We start from the raw sequence: 19,846 nt of genomic DNA, 5'->3' as shown, positions 1-19,846 counted from the left end.
CTTGCGGAGCCCTGCTGCCGGTGCTTGAGTGTGCGTCGCCCACCGCTCCTGCCCAGAGGGGTCCCACCGATGAGACGTACCGGGTTCCGCCGTACCTTCGCCGCGATCGGCGTCTGTTCCCTCGCCCTGTCCGCGTCCGCCTGCGGGTCGGGCGACGACCCGGCGAGCGGCAAGACCCGCATCACGGTCAACTGCGAACCGCCCAAGAGCGCCAAGGTCGACCGCGCGTTCTTCGAGCAGGACATCGCCTCCTTCGAGAAGCAGAACCCGGACATCGACGTCGTCGCCCACGACGCGTTCCCGTGCCAGGACCCCAAGACCTTCGACGCCAAGCTCGCCGGCGGCCAGATGGAGGACGTCTTCTACACGTACTTCACCGACGCCAAGCACGTCGTGGACATCCGCCAGGCGGCCGATCTCACGCCGTACGTCAAGGAGTTGAAGAGCTACGCCACTCTCCAGCGGCAGCTGCGCGACATCTACACCGTGGACGGCAAGGTCTACGGCGTCCCGCGCACCGGCTACTCGATGGGACTGATCTACAACCGCGAGCTCTTCCAGCGGGCCGGCCTCGACCCCGACCGGCCGCCGGCCACCTGGGCGGAGGTCCGGGCCGACGCCAAGAAGATCGCCGCGCTCGGCAACGGCACCATCGGCTACGCCGACTACAGCGCCCAGAACCAAGGGGGTTGGCACTTCACCGCCGAGATGTACGCGCAGGGCGGCGACGTCGTCGCCGCGGACGGCAAGAAGGCCGCCATCGACACCCCCCAGGGGCACGCCGTCCTGCAGAACCTGCACGACATGCGCTGGACCGACAACTCCATGGGCAGCAAGCAGCTCCTCGTCATCAACGACGTGCAGCAGCTGATGGGTTCGGGCAAGCTCGGCATGTACCTCTCCGCCCCGGACAACATCCCGATCCTGGTCAAGGAGAAGGGCGGCAACTACAAAGACCTCGCCCTCGCCCCCATGCCCGGCGGCCAGGGCACCCTCATCGGCGGCGACGGCTACATGTTCAACAAGCACGACACGCCCGCCCAGATCCGGGCCGGCCTCAAGTGGCTCGACCACATGTTCCTGACGCCCGGAGACGGCTTCCTCGGCGACTACGCGCGCGCCAAGAAGGCGGACGCGCCCGTCGGACTCCCCGAACCGCGACTCTTCACCGGCGCCGCCGACGCCAAGGACCAGCAGGTCAAGAAGGCCAACGCCAACGTCCCGGTGGAGAACTACCAGGCCTTCCTGGACGGCAACCACACCCTCCGGATGAAGATCGAGCCGCCGGACGCCCAGCAGATCTACTCCGTCCTCGACGGCGCGGTCTCCGCCGTCCTCACCAAGAAGGACGCCGACATCGACCAGCTCCTCAAGGACGCCTCCGGCAAGATCGACGGCATCCTGGCGCGGGGCTGACACCGATGACGAAGACGGCCGCCCGGCGGCCCGTCGAGCCGCTCGCCGTACGGCCGGTCCAGGCGCCGCCCCCCGCCGGGGGGCGGTGGCGGCGCCAACTCCTGGACCAGGCACGGGCGTACGCGTTCCTCATCGGCGGACTGCTCTGCTTCGCGCTGTTCTCCTGGTACCCGGCGGTCCGCGCGGTCGTCATCTCCTTCCAGAAGTACACACCCGGCTCCCCGCCCCAGTGGGTCGGCACCGCCAACTTCACCCGCGTCCTGCACGACCCGGAGTTCGCGGCCGCCTGGCGCAACACCCTCACCTTCACCCTGCTGGCCCTGCTCGTCGGCTTCGCCGTCCCGTTCGTCCTCGCCCTCGTGCTCAACGAACTCCGCCACGCCAGAGCCTTCTTCAGGGTCGTCGTCTACCTCCCGGTGATGATCCCGCCGGTGGTCACCGCCCTGCTGTGGAAGTGGTTCTACGACCCGGGAGCGGGCCTCGCCAACGAGACGCTGCGCGCGCTGCACCTGCCCACCTCGAACTGGACCAACGGCACCGACACCGCCCTCATCTCCCTGGTGATCGTGGCGACTTGGGCCAACATGGGCGGCACGGTGCTGATCTACCTGGCCGCCCTCCAGTCCATACCGGGCGAGCTGTACGAGGCGGCCGAACTGGACGGCGCCAACCTGCTCCAACGCGTGCGGCACGTGACGGTCCCGCAAACCCGCTTCGTCATCCTGATGCTGATGCTCCTCCAGATCATCGCGACCATGCAGGTGTTCACCGAACCGTTCGTGATCACGGGCGGCGGCCCGGAGAACGCCACGGTCACCGTCCTGTACCTGATCTACAAGTACGCCTTCCTCTACAACGACTTCGGCGGCGCCTGCGCGCTGAGCGTCATGCTCCTCGTGCTCCTCGGGATCTTCTCCGCCGGCTATCTGCGACTGACCCGGTCCGGAGAGGAGGAGCTGTGACCACCAGGACGCTCGTCTCCCCGGCGACGCTCGCCCGACCCCGCGGCAAGGCCGTCTACTGGACCGTGTTCACCGCGGTCGTCCTGCTTTTCGCGCTCGCCTTCCTCTTCCCCGTCCTCTGGATGGTCACCGGCGCGATGAAGTCACCGGACGAGGTGGCGCGGACCCCGCCCACACTCATCCCCGAGCACTGGCACACGAGCGGCTACACCGACGCCTGGGACCTGATGCAGCTCCCGCAGCACCTGTGGAACACCGTCGTCCAGGCCGCCGGCGCCTGGCTGCTGCAACTCGTCCTCTGCACGGCCGCCGCCTACGCCCTGTCCCGACTGCGACCGGCGTTCGGCAAGGTCGTCCTCGGCGGCATCCTCGCCACGCTGATGGTCCCGGCCCAGGCGCTCGTCGTACCCAAGTACCTCACCGTCGCCGACCTCCCCCTCATCCACACCAGTCTCCTCAACGACCCGCTCGGCATCTGGCTGCCGGCCGTCGCCAACGCCTTCAACCTCTATCTGCTCAAGCGGTTCTTCGACCAACTCCCGCGCGACGTACTGGAAGCCGCGGAGATCGATGGCGCCGGACAGCTGCGCACCCTGTGGTCCATCGTGCTGCCGCTCTCCCGCCCGGTGCTCGGCGTCGTGTCGATCTTCGCCCTGGTCGCCGTCTGGCAGGACTTCCTCTGGCCGCTGATGGTCTTCTCCGACACCGACGAACAGCCCATCAGCGTGGCACTCGTCCAGCTCTCCCAGAACATCCAACTGACCGTGCTCCTCGCCGCGATGGTGATCGCGAGCATCCCCATGGTCGCGATGTTCCTGGTCTTCCAGCGGCACATCATCGCCGGGATCAGCGCGGGCAGCACGAAGGGCTGACGCCGCCCCCTCGACGCCCCCGACAGAAAGGCCAGCACCGTGGGACAGCCCACCCCTGCCCTCAGCCATGACGACTGGTGGCGCTCCGCCGTCATCTACCAGGTGTACGTCCGCAGCTTCGCGGACGGCGACGGGGACGGCACCGGCGACCTCGCGGGCGTCCGCGCCCGACTGCCCTACCTGGCCGAACTCGGCGTGCACGCCCTGTGGTTCACCCCGTGGTACCTGTCACCGCTGAAGGACGGCGGCTACGACGTCGCCGACTACCGGACCATCGACCCCGCCTTCGGCACCCTCGCCGAGGCGGAGAAACTCATCGCCGAGGCGGCCGAGCTGGGCATCCGCACCATCGTCGACATCGTGCCCAACCATGTCTCCGACCAGCACCCGTGGTTCCGCGCGGCCCGCGCCGGCGGCCCCGAACGCGACCTGTTCCACATCCGGCCCGGCCGCGGCGAACACGGTGAACTCCCGCCCAACGACTGGCCGTCCCAGTTCGTCGGCTCCACCGAGCCCGTCTGGACCCGGCTCCCCGACGGCGACTGGTACCTCCACCTCTTCACCCCAGAGCAGCCCGACCTCAACTGGGCCCACCCCGCGGTGCGTCAGGAACACGAGGACATCCTGCGCTTCTGGTTCGAACGGGGCGTGGCGGGCGTCCGCATCGACTCCGCCGCGCTGCTCGCCAAGGACCCCGGACTCCCCGACTTCGTCGAGGGCCGCGACCCGCACCCCTTCGTCGACCGCGACGAACTCCACGACATCTACCGCTCCTGGCGGGCGGTGGCCGACGCGTACGGCGCCGTCTTCGTCGGCGAGGTCTGGCTCCCCGACACCGAACGCTTCGCCCGCTACCTCCGTCCCGACGAACTGCACACCGCGTTCAACTTCAGCTTCCTCTCCTGCCCCTGGGACCCGGAACGGCTGCGTACGGCGATCGACGAGACGCTCGCCGAACACGCGCCGGTGGGCGCGCCCGCCACCTGGGTGCTGTGCAACCACGACGTGACCCGCACGGTGACGCGCTACGGCCGCACGGAGACCGGCTTCGACTTCGCGGCCAAGGCCTTCGGCACCCCGACCGACCTCGACCTCGGCACCCGCCGGGCCCGGGCCGCCGCGCTGCTGTCGCTGGCGCTGCCCGGGGTGGTCTACCTCTACCAGGGCGAGGAACTCGGTCTGCCCGAAGTCGAGTTGCCGGTCGACCGGATACAGGATCCGATGTACTTCCGCTCGGGCGGCACCGACCCGGGACGGGACGGCTGCCGGGTGCCGCTGCCCTGGGCCGCCGACGCGCCGAACGCGGGTTTCGGTGCGCGCGACGAGCTGTGGCTGCCGCAGCCGGCCGACTGGACATCGTACGCGGTCGACCGTCAGCAGGAGGATGCCGACTCCATGCTGCGTCTGTACCGTGCGGCGATCCGTCTGCGGCCGGTCTTCGGCGACGCCCCCCTCGCCTGGCTGCCCGCATCCGACGGCGTGCTCGCCTTCACCCGCGTCGGGGGCGCGACCTGCGTGGTCAACCTCTCCGACGCGCCCGTCGAACTCCCGGGCGGCGCCCGCCCCCTGCTCACCAGCGGCCCCCTGGACGACCGGGGCCGCCTCCCGCAGGACACGGCCGCCTGGCTCCGCGCCGGATAGCCGCCCTCCCTGCATCCGCTATCCCCGCACCCCCACCCCGAAGGGATCAGCACATGCACACCACCCTCACCGCCAGATCTGTCAGGCGCATGCCAGCCGTGGGAGCCGCCGTGGCGCTGGCCGCCGGCATGCTCGTCACCCTGGCCCCCACCGCCGCCCACGCGGCGGTGGGCGCCGGCCTCCCCTTCACCGCCGTCGAGGCCGAGTCCGCCACCACGACCGGCACCAAGGTCGGCCCCGACTACACGCAGGGCACCCTCGCCTCCGAGGCGTCCGGGCGCCAGGCCGTCCGGCTGACCTCCGGGCAGCGGGTCGAGTTCACGGTGCCGAGCGCGGCCAACGCCGTGAACCTCGCCTACAACGTCCCCGACGGGCAGACCGGCACGCTCGACGTGTACGTCAACGGCACCAAGCTGGCGAAGACCCTCCCCGTCACCTCCAAGTACTCCTACATCGACACCAGTTGGATCGCGGGCGCCAAGACGCACCACTTCTTCGACAACGCCCGGCTGCTGCTCGGCCAGAGCGTCCAGCCGGGCGACAAGGTCGCCTTCCAGTCGACCGGCACCCAGGTCACGGTCGACGTGGCCGACTTCGAGCAGGTCGCGGCAGCCGCCACGCAGCCCGCCGGATCGGTCTCCGTCACCTCGAAGGGCGCCGACCCCAGCGGCGCGGGCGACTCCACCCAGGCCTTCCGGGACGCCATCTCCGCCGCCCAGGGGGGAGTGGTGTGGATCCCGCCGGGCGACTACCGGCTCACCTCCTCCCTGAGCGGGGTACAGAACGTGACGCTCCAGGGCGCCGGCAACTGGTACTCGGTCGTGCACACCTCGCGCTTCGTCGACCAGTCCAGCTCCGCCGGGGGCGTCCACATCAAGGACTTCGCGGTCATCGGCGAGGTCACCGAACGCGTCGACTCCAACCCCGACAACTTCGTCAACGGCGCGCTGGGCCCGAACAGTTCGGTCTCCGGCATGTGGATCCAGCACCTGAAGGTCGGTCTCTGGCTGACCGGCAGCAACGACAACCTCGTCATCGAGAACAACCGCATCCTCGACACCACCGCCGACGGCATCAACCTCAACGGCACCGCCAAGGGCGTCCGCGTCCGCAACAACTTCCTGCGCAACCAGGGCGACGACGCCCTCGCCATGTGGTCGCTGTACTCCCCGGACACCAACAGCAGCTTCGAGAACAACACCGTCTCGCAGCCCAACCTCGCCAACGGCATCGCCATCTACGGCGGCACCGACATCACCGTCAAGAACAACCTCGTCTCCGACACCAACGCCCTCGGCAGCGGTATCGCCATCTCCAACCAGAAGTTCCTCGACCCGTTCTCCCCCCTCGCCGGCACCATCACGGTCGACGGCAACACGCTCGTCCGCACCGGCGCGATGAACCCCAACTGGAACCATCCGATGGGAGCGCTGCGCGTCGACTCCTACGACAGCGCTATCAACGCCACCGTGAACATCACCAACACGACCATCACCAACAGCCCCTACAGCGCCTTCGAGTTCGTCTCCGGCGGCGGGCACGGCTACTCGACCGGGAACGTCACCGTGACCGGCGCGAGTGTGCAGAACACCGGCACGGTCGTCGTCCAGGCCGAGGCCCAGGGCGCCGCGAAGTTCAGCAACGTCCAGGCCGCGGGCGTCGGTTCGGCCGGTGTCTACAACTGCCCCTACCCGTCCGGCTCCGGCACCTTCGCCGTCACCGACGGCGGCGGCAACTCCGGCTGGAGCAGCACCTGGTCCGACTGCTCGACCTGGCCGCAGCCCGGCCAGGGCAACCCGCCCGCGGACCCGAACGCCAACCTCGCCAAGGGCCGCCCGGCCACCGCCACCGGTTCCCAGGACGTCTACACCCCCGGCAAGGCGGTCGACGGGGACGCCAACTCGTACTGGGAGTCCACCAACAACGCCTTCCCGCAGGCGCTCACGGTCGATCTCGGCTCGGCCCAGACCGTGCGCCGGCTGGTGCTGAAGCTGCCGCCCTCCTGGGCGTGGGGAGCGCGGACGCAGACGCTGTCGGTGCTGGGCAGCACCGACGGTTCCGGCTACGCGACGGTGGTGGGTTCCACCGGCTACCGCTTCGACCCGGCGAGCGGGAACACGGTCACCGTGGCCCTGCCGAGCGGTACGAACCTGCGCTACCTGCGGTTGAACGTGACCGCCAACACCGGCTGGCCGGCGGGTCAGTTCAGTGAGGTGGAGGCGTATTCGGCTCCGTGACCGACCGCTCGGGGGCTCCGCGTTCCGCCGCCTCGACCCGCTGGCGCACAGGGGTCCGCGGTCGGCGAAGCGCGGGGCCGGGCCGCCGGAGAGGACCTCCGGGGCGACGCGGGCGGGTGCCGTACTCCGCTGAGCACTGCGGGGCCGCCCGCGCCCTCCTGGTCAGAGGCCGAGCACGAGCCGCTTCCCCCGGCAGCGGGAGACACAGATGAGCATCGTCTCGCCGGCCTCCCGTTCCGCGTCGGTGAGGACCGAGTCGCGGTGGTCCGGGGTGCCCTCCAGGACGTCGGTCTCACAGGTGCCGCAGGTGCCCTCCGCGCAGGAGAACAGCACCTCGACACCGGCCGCGCGCACGGTGTCCAGGACGGAGACGCCGGCCGGGACCGTCAGCGTCCTGCCGCTGAGCGCCAGCTCGACCTCGAACTCGCCGTCCCCGCCCGTCGCCTGGACCGTGGGCCGGAACCGCTCGACGCGCAGGACCGAGGCCGGACAGCGCGCCTCGACGGCGTCGAGCAGCGGCCCGGGACCGCAGCAGTAGACGAGGGTGCCGTCTCCGGCGTCGACCGCCACCGACGCCAGGTCCAGCAGCCCCGTCTCGTCCTGCGGGGCGAGGGTGACCCGGTCGCCGTAACGGGCCAACTCTCCGATGAAAGCGAGGGAGTTGCGGGTGCGGCCGCCGTAGAGCAGGGTCCAGTCGGCGCCGGCGGCCTCGGCCGCGGCGAGCATCGGCAGGACGGGGGTGATGCCGATACCGCCCGCGACGAAGCGGTAGCGCGGGGCGGGCTCCAGCCGGAAGTGGTTGCGCGGCCCGCGGACGAGCACGCTGTCACCGGGCGCCAACCGCTCGTGCACATGGGCGGACCCGCCGCGCCCGGCCGGCTCCCGCAGCACCGCGATCCGCCAGGAGGCACGGTCGGCGGGGTCGCCGCAGAGCGAGTACTGCCGTTCCAGTCCCGGGCCGAGGACGACGTCGATGTGGGCGCCCGGCTCCCAGTCGGGCAGCGGCTCGCCCGAGGGGTGCCGCAGGGTGAGGGCGAGGACACCGTCCGCCACGACCTCACGGCTGTGCACGACGAGTTCGGACTCGTACAGGGTCATGATCCGGCTCCTCGGCGTTCGTCCGGCGCGTGTCCCCGAGAGTGGGCCAGCATCCACTCCCACATCTCGGTCGGGTCCTCGGCGGTGTGTTCGCGCCCGCAGTGACAGGTGCCGTGCAGGAGGTCGGTGCCGGGCACCCACTCGATGCGGTAGACCTCGCCGGTCCGCGCCGTCACCGGACCTTCTCCACCGGCTCGGCGCCCTCCGCGGCCAGCCGCGCGAGGATCCGGCGGGCGGCCAGTCCGCCGGTGTCGATGTTGATGCTCAGCTCCTGGTAGCCGTCGCGCTCCGAACCCAGCGCCCGTTGGAGGAGGTTGAGCGCGTCGACGTCCTGCATGACCACCGTGTGGTTGAAGTCCCGCAGGAACGCGGTGACTTCGTCGTCGTCCCGGGCGAAGTCCCGGGAGACCGCCCAGAAGTCGTACACCCGGCCGTCGGACGAGGGCGTGATGGCGTACGTGATCTCGGTGTGGAAGCCGTTCGGGTCGCCGCCGTCCGGCTCGGGCAGTACCCCGACCGGGGCGATCCGGCTGTGCAGCAGGTAGAGGCAGGGCGCGTGGTACTCGATGTCCTGCCACCGCGTGATCCGGCCCTCGATGCCGGTCGAGCGGGCGTAGAACGGCGGACACTCGGCGTCGTCCATGTGCCGGCTCACCCGTACCACGCCCGCGCCCTCGTCGACCTCGGTGGTGATCGGGGTCTCGGCGACCTCGGGGGTGCCGATGTAGCCGCTGTGCAGATAGGTCTCGTGGGAGAGGTCCAGGAGATTGTCGACGAGCAGCCCGTAGTCGGCGTCGATCGGCTCCATACCGCATACGGTCGTCCACTCCGGGGAGTCCAGATGCCGGGCCCGGGGGACCGCGTCCGGGTCCGCGAGTGCCGGGTCCCCGATCCACACCCAGACCAGCGCGTCCCGCTCGACCACCGGGTAGGCGGCGACGCGGGCGGTCCGGGGCACGCGTTTCTGCCCCGGCACGTACACGCAGCCGCCCGTCGAGTCATAGGTGAAGCCGTGGTAGCCGCAGACGATCCGGTCGCCGTCGAGCCTGCTCTCGGAGAGCGGGAAGCGCCGGTGCACACAGCGGTCGTGGAGAGCGATCGCGGCTCCGCCGTCCTCGGTGCGGTAGAGAACGAGCGGCTCGCCGAGGATCGTCCGCCCGAGCAGCTCGCGCCCCACCTCGTGGCGGTAGGCGGCGACGTACCACTGGTTCCTGGCGAAGGCGGTGGTGTGTGGCATGGGTGCGGCTCCCGTCGTCGGATGGTGGCGTCATCGTCGTGACGGGGCTCACAGCGGCGCAACAGCCCTTCCGTCTCGCGGAAGGGAAACGGTGAACCGCCGGGGCGGCCGGGGTGGTTCGGCCTACAGCGGGGCCGGTGAGGAGGCGTCCGCGATCAGCAGGCGGGGGGTGCCGGTGCCGTCGGCGGGGACGCTCCACAGGTCGCTGCCGCCGACCTTGCCGTTGGTGGGAAGGGCGTAGGCGACGGTGCGGTTGTCGAGCCAGGTGGCCTGGTCGTCGACGCTGCGACGTTCGGCGAGCGGGGTCTCGCGCAGGGTGCTCAGGTCGAGGACGTACTCGTGCCAGAGGTCGGTCCGGGACAGGATCCGCTTCTTGAACGCGATCCGGGTGCCGTCGGGGGAGAGCGAGGGGCACTCCACGTTCTGCACCAGGGTCGTGACCGAGCGGCGGGAGAGCGAACCCCGCACCAGGTAGGTGCGGTCGGCGGTGTTGAGGGTGGCGTAGAAGGTGTCGTCGTCGGCGGCGAAGGTGACGCCCCAGAAGTTGACGTCCGAGGCGTGGTACGGCTCGCCGGCGAGGTTGATGGAGAAGGTCTCCACGCTGGGGGTCAGCCGCATGGTGCGGGTGTCCAGGACCGAGGTCCGGGTGGAGAAGAAGGCGGACGAGTACGACTCGCCGGAGACGAAGACGGTCCAGGCGACGAAGCGGCCACTGGGCGAGACCCGGGCCCGGCTGGGCGTGCCCGCCAGCGGGAAGGTGCGCACCGTACGCAGGTCGGAGTCGAGCAGCAGGGCCCGGTTGCTCTGCCGCAGCACACCGGGGACGGACTGAAGGCAGACGCCGGTGCCGGCCGCCGCGTAGAACCGCGCGCACTTCAGGTCCGAGGCGGTCCGGCCGCCGCCGGGGTCGGTGGACGGGACCGAGGCGAGGGCGGTGCGGTGCGGGCCGGCCGCGGCGTTGACGAAGGCGAGCCGGTGCTTCTGGCGGAGCGTCAACTGTCCGCTGTCGACGGCCGGATCACCCGGCTGTGACCGGTTCGCCCGGTCCGCGCGGTCGGCGGCGTGCAGGACGACGCCGGTGCCCAGGCCGGCGAGGAGCAGCACCGCCGTGACGAGGACGAGCAGGCGGCGGCGGAACGGTGTCATGGTGGTCCCTCTGGCCGTGGTGGTCCTTCTCGCGGTGGTGGTCATCGGGCGGCGCCGGCCGGGCGCAGCACCGCGCCCGCGACGGCCGCGCAGCACAGCAGGCCGGCCGCGGCACCGGCGAGCGCCGGGCCGTCCCCCCACACCGTCCAGGCGGCGCCGAACGCCAGCGAGCAGCAGAAGCGGGCCAGCGCCTGGCTGGTACCGACGATGGCGAGGCCGCTGGCGCGCAGCTGCTCGGGCACGATGTCGGCGAGGGCGGCCGGCAGCACCCCGTCGGTGGCCGCGTAGAACGTGCCGTGCAGGGCGAGCACGAGCGGTGGCAGGACCGGTGTGGCCGGGGCCCACAGCAGGAGCGCGTAGCCGGTGAGCAGGGCCGCGTGTCCGGCGAGGAAGACGGTGCGCCGCCCGATCCGGTCGGCCAGCGCGCCGACGGGCATCGCCAGCAGGAGGAAGACGACGGCGGTGCCCAGCGGCAGCAGCGTGAACCACTGTTCGCCGATGCCGGCGCGCCGCTGGAGCAGGAGGTAGACGAAGGCGTCGCTGACGGTGGTCAGGCCGAGCAGCGCGGCGCAGCCGGCGAGCGCCCGCAGCCGGGGCAGCCGCAGCAGCGCCAGTGCCTCGCGCACGCGGACCGGCGGCCTGCCGTCGACGGCGGCCGTTCCGGCGGGCCGTCCGCCGTCCGCGGTCCGCGGCGAGCCCGCGGGGCGCGTCGTGTCCGTCAGGCTCGCTGCGCCTGTCGGGTCGGCTGCGTCGGCTGCGTCGGATGTGGCGGATGTGTCGGCTGTGTCCGCCGTGTTGTGGGGGCCGGCCATCGGTGTCGCCGTGCCGGGCGGTGCGCCGCGTTCCTTGCCGGGGACGAAGAGGATCAGGACGAGGACGCCGAGCACGGCGACGCACGCGCTGACCCCGAACACGGCGTCGTAGCCGTCGACGGCGACCCGCAGGATGAGGAAGGCCGCCAGTGGGCCGAGCATCGCGCCGGTGGTGTCCATCGCCCGGTGCACGCCGAAGGCCCGGCCCTGGCTCTCGGGCGGTGTGGACAGGGAGATCATCGCGTCGCGCGGGGCGGTGCGCAGGCCCTTGCCGGTGCGTTCCAGGGCGAGGACCGCGCCGATCGTGCCGATGCCGCCCGCGAAGAGCAGGAGCGGCTTGCACAGCGCGGAGAGGCCGTAGCCGAGGCCGGCTATCAGCTTGTGGTCGCGCACCCGGTCGGCGAGATGGCCGCCGGTGAGCTGGACGAGTGCGCTGACGCCGTTGTAGACACCGTCGAGGGTGCCGAAGCCCAGCGGGCTGAAACCGAGGGTGGTGACCAGGTAGAGCGGCAGGACGGCGGTGACCATCTCCGAGGAGACGTCGGTGATCAGGCTGACCGTGCCCAGCGCGAACACGACCGGGGCGGCCCTGGACCCCAGGCCGCGTCTCCGGTCCGGCCCGGTCCGCGAACTCGGCGGCGTGGAGCGGTCGGTGAGATACATGATCAGTGACTCCTGGTGCGGTGCGATCAGTTCTGCCGACTGCTCTCGTCCCGTAGCCAGGTGCCGAAGTCCTGTGCCCCGATCGCCTTCGCGGCCCCCCGCCGGGCCGCGACCGCAGCCGCGACGAAGACTACGACACCGGGCAGCAGCCCCGGTTCCCGGCGCAGCAGGGCGATCAGGTCCGCCTTGCTCGTGCGTGCCGAGGCTCCCCGCGGCTGTTCCTGTTCGACCTGGGCGGTGGAGACCGCGGCCCGGATCCGGCGTTTCATCAAGTCCCGCCAGGTGCGCGGCGGATGGACCACGACCCCGGCCGCTCCGACGACCCGCCGCTCCCCGGGGGCGAACGCCAGGGAGGCGGCCAGATCGTCCGCCATCAGCGGTGGCAGGGCGGCGATCCGCGCGTGCCCCGCCTCGGAGACCGCGATGACACCCCGGCCGAAGAGCCCTTCGCGGACGGCGGGCAGCCGCTGCCACACCCGGTAGTAGGCGCGCACCCGCCAGGCGCAGCCGGCCAGCGGGATCCTGCGCTCCGGGGCGGTGGCGAGGATGCCCGAGCCGGCGTCGTCCAGGGGCTCGGTGAGCGCGCGCACGTCGGCGCCCGCGAGTACGACGTCGGCGTCCACGTAGACGCGGGGGAAACCGCGCGCGTGGTCGTCGCCGGTCCGCAGGGCGGCGTGCTTGGAGGGGACGGGGATCTCGACGACCCGGACGCGCGGGCCGCGTTCGGCCGCGATCCGGGCGGTGTCGTCGGTGCAGCCGTTGCACACCACCACGATGTCGGTCGCGTCGGTCCCATCGGTCGCCGCGGACTTGTCGTCGGTCGCGTCCGTCGCGGCGGCCCCGGTTCCCCCGGAACCGTCCAGCAGCGAATCGAGGAGCCGGCCGATGACGCGTGCCTCGTTGTGGGCCGGTATCACAATGCTCGTCACGGGGTGCAGTATGCCCTTGGCGTCACTATTGCGATGTGTGTTTCGTCCAAGTGTTCCCGCGACTGCGGTCGGTGGTCTAGATTGAGGGCCGCCGCACCGGTTTGGGCGGGGAACTTTTCTTGACTGAACGTCAGCTTCCGGGTCTGTGTCACGGACTCTGCACGGGCAGTGACCAACAGGCAGTCTCTGTGCGGGGGTTGGGGAACCACCGCGACTGCCTCGTTTTTCTTAGTGCCGCCGTGGTTGAGCACGGTGGTGACCGCGCATGTGGTGGGGGGCCATGACCATTGAGGTCGCGCATGAGCTGCTCGTTGTGGAACACAGGAGTCCGGAGGTCCGCCGAAGACGCTGGGAACAGAGGTACCGGATCGTCCTGCTGGTCGCGGACGGCCTGACGGCCGTCGCCGCGGCCTTCGTGATCCACGCGGCGTACGGCCGCTGGGCGGTGGCGCTGGTGCTGCCCCCGACGTGGATCGCGGCCATGCTCGCCCACCGCTCCTACGACCGCAGCGCCCTGGGTCTGGGGGCCGAGGAGTACCGACGGGTGCTCCGCGGCGCACTGGCCCTGCCGGCGCCGGCTGTCGCCGCGTACTGGTTGTTCACCCACGATTCGGGCCTCCTTCATGACATGAGCATGGCTGCGATACCCGCTGCCGCCATCGCCCTGCCGGTCCGGTACGCCCTGCGCCGCCGGCTGCACAGACGCTGGGCACGCGGCCGGGACCGGAGCGCCACGCTCCTGGCCGGGCCGTCCCGGGACGTCGTGGAGCTCGTCGCCGTACTGCGGCGCGGCGGCGCACAGGAACTGGACGTCGCCGGAGCCTGTCTGACCGATCCTCAGAACGCTGCCGTCATACGCAAGTTGGGCGTACCCGTCCTCGGCGGCGTCGGCGACTCCATGAACGACGTCATCCAGGCGATGGGCATCAGCACCCTGGTGGCGCTCCCCGCGCCCGAGTTCGACGCCTCCGTCCTGCGCCGGATGTCCTGGACCGCGGCCGTGCAGGGCGTCGACTTCCTGGTGGCCCCCGTGCTCACCGACGTGTCCGCCTCCCGGCTGGCGGTACGGCCCACCAACGGCGTGCCGCTGGTGCGGGTGCGGGCACCGAACCTCTCCCGGCTCTCCCGGCTGCCCAAGGAGTTCCTGGACCGCGGCCTCGCGGCCCTGCTGCTGGTGCTGCTCGCGCCGCCCCTGCTGCTGATCGCCCTCGTCGTCCGGCTGGACAGCTCGGGGCCCGCGCTCTTCCGGCAGCGCCGGGTGGGCCGGTACGGCGACCACTTCACCATGCTGAAGTTCCGCACCATGCGGACGGACGCCGAGGCGCTGCGGGCCGAACTGGCCCACCTCAACGAGAACAGCGACGGCCTGCTGTTCAAGGTGAAGGAGGACCCGCGGATCACCCGGACCGGTTCCGTGCTGCGCCGCTATTCGCTCGACGAACTGCCCCAGCTGATCAACGTGGTCGGCGGCCACATGTCGCTCGTCGGCCCCCGGCCGCCGCTGCCCGAAGAGGTGGAGGGGTACCCGCCCGAGGTGAAGCGCCGACTGCTGGTGAAGCCGGGACTCACCGGACTCTGGCAGGTCAGCGGCCGTTCCGACCTGCCGTGGGAGGAAGCGGTCCGGCTCGATCTGGCATACGTGGACAACTGGTCGACCACCCTCGACCTGTCCATCCTGGCGCGCACCGCCACGGCCGTGGTGCGCGGGACGGGGGCCTACTGATGGACCAAGGGGAGAGGAACGACATGACGCACACCGCTGGGCCGCTGGGGGTCGCGGTCGTCGGGGCCGGCTACTGGGGACCCAACCTCGTACGCAACTTCCAGGCGGGCGAGAGGTTCCGCCTCCGCTACCTGTGCGACCTCGACGTGAACCGGGCCCGGCAGGTCCTGGGCCGCTACTCGACGGTCGAGGCCACCGCGGACTACGCGGCCGTCCTCGCCGACCCCGAGGTGGCCGCCGTCGCCGTCGCCACCCCGGCCGGGACCCACCTCGACATCGCCCTCGCCGCGCTCCGCGCCGGCAAGCACGTCCTCGTGGAGAAGCCGCTCGCGGCCACCTACGCCGACGGGCTGCGCCTGGTGACCGAGGCGGAGGAGCGCGGGCTCACCCTGATGTGCGACCACACCTACTGCTACACGCCTGCCGTGGACCGGATCCGGGAGCTGGTCCGCTCCGGCGAACTCGGCGACATCCACTTCGTCGACTCCGTCCGGATCAACCTCGGGCTCGTCCAGAAGGACATCGACGTGATGTGGGACCTGGCCCCGCACGACCTGTCGATCCTGGACTTCATCCTTCCCGACACCGTGGAACCGGTCGCCGTCGCCGCGCACGGAGCCGACCCGATCGGCGCCGGACAGGCCTGCGTTGCCTACCTGACACTTCAGCTCAACACCGGGGCCATCGCCCACGTCCACGTCAACTGGCTCTCGCCGACCAAGGTGCGCACCACCATGGTGGGCGGCGCCAAACGCACCCTGGTCTGGGACGACCTCAACCCCCTCCAGCGCGTGGCGGTGTACGACCGGGGGGTGGACCTGGCCGCGCCCCAGGAGATCGGCGCGGACGAACGCCGTGACGCCCTCATCTCCTACCGCACCGGCGACATGGTCGCGCCCGCCCTCGGCGAGAAGGAGGCGCTGCGCTCCATGGTCGACGAGTTCGCCGACGCGATCGCCGAGGGCCGGGCGCCGCTGACCGACGGCCGGGCGGGCCTACGGGTGCTGGACATTCTTGAGGCGGCGTCCCGGAGCCTGGAGTTCCGGGGCGCGGTGGTCGGTCTGCGGGCCGGGCGCTGACGGTTCCGAATTCACTGAGAGGGAAGCGCAGTTGAGCAGCGTACGAGGCAAGAAGATCCTGGTCACCGGGGGAGCGGGCACCATCGGCTCCCACCTGGTCGACCTCCTCGCCGAGGGGGGAGCCCGCGAGATCGTGGTGCTCGACAACTTCGTGCGCGGCCGGCCGGCCAACCTCGCGCGGGCCCTGCCCAGCGGGGTCGTGGAGGTCGTCGAGGGCGACATCCGGGACGCCGTCACCGTACGGAAGGCCACCGAGGGCGCCGACCTGGTGTTCCACCTCGCCGCGATCCGCATCACCCAGTGCGCGCAGGAGCCCCGGCTGGCCAACGAGGTGATGGTGGACGGTACGTTCAACGTGCTGGAGGCGGCGGCCGAGGCCGGCGTCGGCAAGGTGATCGCCTCCTCATCGGCGTCCGTCTACGGCATGGCCGAGACGTTCCCGACGACCGAGCGCCACCACCCGTACAACAACGACACGTTCTACGGCGCGGCGAAGGCCTTCAACGAGGGCATGCTGCGCAGCTTCCACGCCATGTACGGACTGGACTACGTGGCGCTGCGCTACTTCAACGTGTACGGCCCCCGGATGGACATCCACGGCCTCTACACCGAGGTTCTCATCCGCTGGATGGAGCGCATCGAGGCGGGCGAGCCCCCGCTGATCCTCGGTGACGGCAGCCAGACCATGGACTTCGTCGACGTCCGGGACATCGCCAGGGCCAACGTGCTCGCCGCCGAGTCGGACCTCACCGACGAGGTGTTCAACATCGCCAGCGGTACCGAGACGTCGCTGAGCGACCTCGCCCAGGGACTGCTGGAGGCGATGGGCGCCCCGGACCTGAAGCCCGAACACGGCCCGGCCCGCGCGGTCAACGGGGTGGTGCGGCGGCTCGCGGACACCTCGTCCGCGGCCGAACGGCTCGGCTTCACGGCCCGTACCGACCTGCGCACCGGGCTGCGCGACCTGGTGGAGTGGTGGCGTGCCGAGCGGGCCGCGGACGCGGAGGCGGACAAGTGAGCGCCGGCCGCGTCCCGGTGATGATCCCGTGGCTCGGCGAGGAGGAGGCACGGGCCGCCTCCGACGCGGTGCTCTCCGGGTGGGTCGCCCAGGGCCCGCGGGTCGCCGCCTTCGAGCGGGCCTTCGCCGAGCGGGTGGGCGCCGAGCACGGCATCGCCGTCAGTTCGTGCACCACCGCCCTCCACCTCTCCCTGGTCGCGCTCGGGATCGGGCCCGGCGACGAGGTGGTGGTCCCCTCACTGTCGTTCATCGCCACCGCCAACGCCGTGCGCTACGTCGGTGCCGAGCCGGTCTTCGCCGACGTCGACCCCGCCACCGGCAACCTGACCACGCTCACCGTGGACGCCGTCCACACCGCCCGCACCAAGGCGGTCCTCGCCGTCCACCAGGGCGGGGTACCGGCCGACGTGCACGCCCTGCGCGCCGCCTGCGCCGACTGGGACCTGCCCCTCGTGGAGGACGCGGCCTGCGCCATCGGCTCGACCGTCGGCGGCAAGCCGGTGGGGCACGGCGCGCTGCTCGCCGCCTGGTCCTTCCACCCCCGCAAGGTGGTCACCACCGGCGAGGGCGGCATGATCACCACCGACGACGCCACGTGGGCGGCCCGGCTGCGCCGGCTGCGCGAACACGGGATGAACGCCTCGGCGGCGGAGCGCCACACCAGCGAAAAACCGGTGCTGGAGCAGTACTTGGAGGTCGGCTACAACTACCGGATGACGGACGTCCAGGCCGCCATCGGCCTGGTCCAGCTCGGCAAGCTCGACGCGATGATCGCGCGCCGCCGCGAGCTGGCCGCCCGTTACGACACGCTCCTGCGGGACGTCCCCGGCCTCACCCCGGTCCGCGACCCCGCGCACGGGCAGAGCAACTTCCAGTCCTACTGGGTGCTGCTCGACGAGGAGTTCCCCGTCGGCCGGGACGAGCTGCTCGCCGCGCTCGCCGGGGCCGGCGTCTCCGCCCGGCGCGGGATCATGGCCTCGCACCTCGAACCCGCCTACGCCGGCCACCCGAGCGCGCCGCTGCCGGTCACCGAACGGATCAGCAACGACTCCCTGATCCTGCCGCTCTTCCACACGATGACCGAGGCCCAGCAGGACCGTGTGGTGGCGGCACTCGCGGCGGCGCGGGCCGAACAGGCCCGAAGATGAACGAGGTGGTGATCGTCGGGGCCGGCGGCTTCGCCCGGGAGGCCGCGCAGGCGGTCCGCGCGGCGGGCGACGCCGAGCTGCTCGGACACCTCGACGACAACGCCGCCCTGCACGGCACCGAGGTGGACGGCGTGCCCGTCCTCGGCGGCTGCGACCTGGTCCACGCCCTGCCCGGGGCGCGGGTGGTGGTCTGTGTCGGCAACCCCGGCGACTACGCCGCCCGCGCCCGTCTGGTGCGCCGGCTCGGCCTGCCCGAGGACCGCTACGCCACGGTGATCCACCCGACGGCGGTGGTGTCGTCGACCTCACGGGTGGGCCCCGGCTCGGTGCTGCTCGCGCACTGCGTGCTGACCGCCGCCGTGCGGGTGGGCGCGCACGTCGCGGTGATGCCGCAGGTCGTCCTCACCCACGACGACGTGGTGGAGGAGTACGTCACGCTCGCGTCCGGTGTCCGCCTGGGGGGCGGCGCACGGCTGGAGCGGGGCGCCTACGTGGGCTCCGGGGCCCTCGTCAGGGAGGGCACGGCGGTCGGCGCCTGGTCGCTGATCGGCATGGGGAGCACCGTGCTCGGCGATGTGCCGCCGGGCGAGGTGTGGGCGGGGAGCCCGGCGCGGCGGCTGCGTGCGGCGCCCGCGCCCGCGCTCGACGAACTGTTGACGAAGCAACTGGGGGGACCGGTCGCATGAACCACATACCACTGGTGGACCTGAAGGCGGCACACGCCGAGGTCGCCGACGAGGTCCGGGCGGGATTCGACCGGGTACTGGCCGGCACCGCGTTCATCGGCGGCGACGAGGTGGGGGCCTTCGAGCGCGAGTACGCGGAGTTCGGCGGTGTCGCGCACTGCGTGGGCGTCGGCAACGGCACCGACGCCGTCGAACTCGCCCTGCGGGCAAGCGGGGTGGGGGCCGGCGACGAGGTCGTCGTACCCGCCAACACGTTCATCGCCACCGCGGGCGCGGTGGCCAGGATCGGCGCGCGGCCCGTCCTGGCGGACTGCCTGCCCGGCACGTACCTGCTCGACCCGGAGGCCGCGTCGGCCGCGGTCGGGCCGGCCACCCGCGCGGTGGTGCCGGTGCACCTGTACGGACAGCTGGCGGACGTCGCCCCGCTGACGGCCCACCTCCCCGACCGGGTGGCGGTCGTCGAGGACGCCGCGCAGTGCCAGGGCGCGACCCGGGACGGCCGGGCGCCGGGCAGCGGGGGGATCGCGGCCACCAGCTTCTACCCGGGCAAGAACCTGGGCGCCTACGGCGACGCCGGCGCCGTGCTCACCGACGACGCCGAACGGGCCGCCCTGGTAAGGGCGATCGCGAACCACGGCGGAGTCGCCAAGTACCGCCACGACGTGCCGGGCTTCAACAGCCGCCTGGACGGACTCCAGGCCGTCGTCCTGCGGGCGAAGCTGGCACGGCTCGCGGCCGGCAACGCGGCCCGGCGGACGGCCGCGGCCCGCTACGACACCCTGCTCGCCGAACTCGCCGCCGCCGGACGGGTCGTGCTGCCGACGACGGCCCCCGGCAACCTCCACGTGTGGCACCTCTACGTCGTCCAGGTGGCCGGCGCGGACCGCGACGACGTGGTCGGCAAGCTCAACGCCGAGGGCATCGGCGCGGGCGTGCACTATCCCGCCCCGGTCCATCTCACCGAGGCGTACCGCCATCTCGGCCATGTCCGGGGGGACTTCCCGAACGCCGAGCGGGCGGCGGAGCGGATCCTGTCGCTCCCGCTCTTCCCGCAGATCACCCCTGACCAGCAGCAGCGAGTGGTGGACACGCTCGTCGACGCGCTCCGCGGCTGACCGGTCCTGGCATCACGCATCATCCCGGCTTTTCAGGGGCCGGGCTCGGCACAGCACCGCTGAG

General features: G+C 71.7%; 17 protein-coding genes. 11 read left to right on the top strand and 6 right to left on the bottom strand.

The annotated features are described in order from the left end of the window. Positions 1-69: 69 nt before the first annotated feature. The 5 genes from ABZT12_RS24120 to ABZT12_RS24100 are packed head-to-tail and all read left to right on the top strand — an operon-like array spanning position 70 to position 7,128. The gene (locus ABZT12_RS24120; protein ID WP_356388168.1) at positions 70-1,416 is read left to right on the top strand and encodes an extracellular solute-binding protein; all 1,347 of its coding nucleotides are present in this window, start codon (positions 70-72) and stop codon (positions 1,414-1,416) included. 5 nt (positions 1,417-1,421) lie between these two features. Beyond that, positions 1,422-2,378: a sugar ABC transporter permease gene (locus ABZT12_RS24115; protein ID WP_356388166.1), complete on the top strand. Its 957-nt coding sequence runs from the start codon at positions 1,422-1,424 to the stop codon at positions 2,376-2,378. After that, the gene (locus tag ABZT12_RS24110) at positions 2,375-3,250 is read left to right on the top strand and encodes a carbohydrate ABC transporter permease (protein WP_356388164.1); all 876 of its coding nucleotides are present in this window, start codon (positions 2,375-2,377) and stop codon (positions 3,248-3,250) included. Before ABZT12_RS24115 ends, ABZT12_RS24110 begins: the two co-directional genes overlap by 4 nt. Before the next feature lie 39 nt (positions 3,251-3,289). Next, complete coding sequence (locus ABZT12_RS24105; protein ID WP_356388162.1) at positions 3,290-4,891, top strand: glycoside hydrolase family 13 protein; 1,602 nt, start codon at positions 3,290-3,292, stop codon at positions 4,889-4,891. Between the two features lie 53 nt (positions 4,892-4,944). Continuing rightward, positions 4,945-7,128, top strand: a complete 2,184-nt coding sequence (locus ABZT12_RS24100) for a discoidin domain-containing protein (protein ID WP_356388160.1) — start codon at positions 4,945-4,947, stop codon at positions 7,126-7,128. A gap of 162 nt (positions 7,129-7,290) precedes the next feature. Here ABZT12_RS24100 and ABZT12_RS24095 read toward each other — a convergent pair whose 3' ends face one another. From ABZT12_RS24095 to ABZT12_RS24070, 6 genes are all read right to left on the bottom strand, one after another. Next, on the bottom strand, positions 7,291-8,226 hold the full coding sequence (locus tag ABZT12_RS24095; protein WP_356388158.1) for a PDR/VanB family oxidoreductase: 936 nt from the start codon (positions 8,224-8,226) through the stop codon (positions 7,291-7,293). Continuing rightward, positions 8,223-8,402 carry a hypothetical protein gene (locus ABZT12_RS24090; protein WP_356388156.1) on the bottom strand — a complete coding sequence of 60 codons (180 nt, stop codon included), beginning with the start codon at positions 8,400-8,402 and terminating at the stop codon, positions 8,223-8,225. The genes ABZT12_RS24095 and ABZT12_RS24090 overlap by 4 nt, the downstream gene beginning before the upstream one ends. Next, on the bottom strand, positions 8,399-9,463 hold the full coding sequence (locus ABZT12_RS24085; protein WP_356388154.1) for an aromatic ring-hydroxylating dioxygenase subunit alpha: 1,065 nt from the start codon (positions 9,461-9,463) through the stop codon (positions 8,399-8,401). The genes ABZT12_RS24090 and ABZT12_RS24085 overlap by 4 nt, the downstream gene beginning before the upstream one ends. A gap of 123 nt (positions 9,464-9,586) precedes the next feature. Then, on the bottom strand, positions 9,587-10,609 hold the full coding sequence (locus ABZT12_RS24080; protein WP_356388152.1) for a TolB-like translocation protein: 1,023 nt from the start codon (positions 10,607-10,609) through the stop codon (positions 9,587-9,589). A 41-nt stretch (positions 10,610-10,650) separates the two neighbouring features. Further along, the gene (locus ABZT12_RS24075) at positions 10,651-12,084 is read right to left on the bottom strand and encodes an MFS transporter (protein ID WP_356388150.1); all 1,434 of its coding nucleotides are present in this window, start codon (positions 12,082-12,084) and stop codon (positions 10,651-10,653) included. A gap of 26 nt (positions 12,085-12,110) precedes the next feature. Next, positions 12,111-13,013, bottom strand: a complete 903-nt coding sequence (locus tag ABZT12_RS24070) for a glycosyltransferase (RefSeq protein WP_356388148.1) — start codon at positions 13,011-13,013, stop codon at positions 12,111-12,113. Between the two features lie 280 nt (positions 13,014-13,293). On the opposite strand from ABZT12_RS24070, the gene ABZT12_RS24065 reads away from it, so the two are divergent. Genes ABZT12_RS24065 through ABZT12_RS24040 form a run of 6 tightly spaced genes read left to right on the top strand, consistent with a single transcriptional unit; the run spans position 13,294 to position 19,782 of the window. Then, complete coding sequence (locus ABZT12_RS24065; protein WP_356388145.1) at positions 13,294-14,736, top strand: exopolysaccharide biosynthesis polyprenyl glycosylphosphotransferase; 1,443 nt, start codon at positions 13,294-13,296, stop codon at positions 14,734-14,736. Between the two features lie 23 nt (positions 14,737-14,759). Then, on the top strand, positions 14,760-15,815 hold the full coding sequence (locus tag ABZT12_RS24060) for a Gfo/Idh/MocA family oxidoreductase (RefSeq protein WP_356388143.1): 1,056 nt from the start codon (positions 14,760-14,762) through the stop codon (positions 15,813-15,815). A gap of 31 nt (positions 15,816-15,846) precedes the next feature. Then, entirely contained in the window at positions 15,847-16,833 is a 987-nt protein-coding gene (locus ABZT12_RS24055; protein WP_356388141.1) for an NAD-dependent epimerase/dehydratase family protein, read from the top strand. Next, positions 16,830-17,981, top strand: a complete 1,152-nt coding sequence (locus tag ABZT12_RS24050; protein ID WP_356388139.1) for a DegT/DnrJ/EryC1/StrS family aminotransferase — start codon at positions 16,830-16,832, stop codon at positions 17,979-17,981. The genes ABZT12_RS24055 and ABZT12_RS24050 overlap by 4 nt, the downstream gene beginning before the upstream one ends. Beyond that, entirely contained in the window at positions 17,978-18,667 is a 690-nt protein-coding gene (locus tag ABZT12_RS24045) for an acetyltransferase (RefSeq protein ID WP_356388137.1), read from the top strand. Before ABZT12_RS24050 ends, ABZT12_RS24045 begins: the two co-directional genes overlap by 4 nt. After that, the gene (locus tag ABZT12_RS24040; RefSeq protein ID WP_356388135.1) at positions 18,664-19,782 is read left to right on the top strand and encodes a DegT/DnrJ/EryC1/StrS family aminotransferase; all 1,119 of its coding nucleotides are present in this window, start codon (positions 18,664-18,666) and stop codon (positions 19,780-19,782) included. The genes ABZT12_RS24045 and ABZT12_RS24040 overlap by 4 nt, the downstream gene beginning before the upstream one ends. The last annotated feature ends 64 nt before the right edge of the window (positions 19,783-19,846 follow it).

The organism is Streptomyces sp. NPDC005423 (assembly GCF_040606415.1).
In the GTDB taxonomy this organism is placed as follows: Bacteria; Actinomycetota; Actinomycetes; order Streptomycetales; family Streptomycetaceae; genus Streptomyces.
Note: the sequence above shows the minus strand (reverse complement) of the source record. Positions and strands in the feature narration are given on the sequence as shown.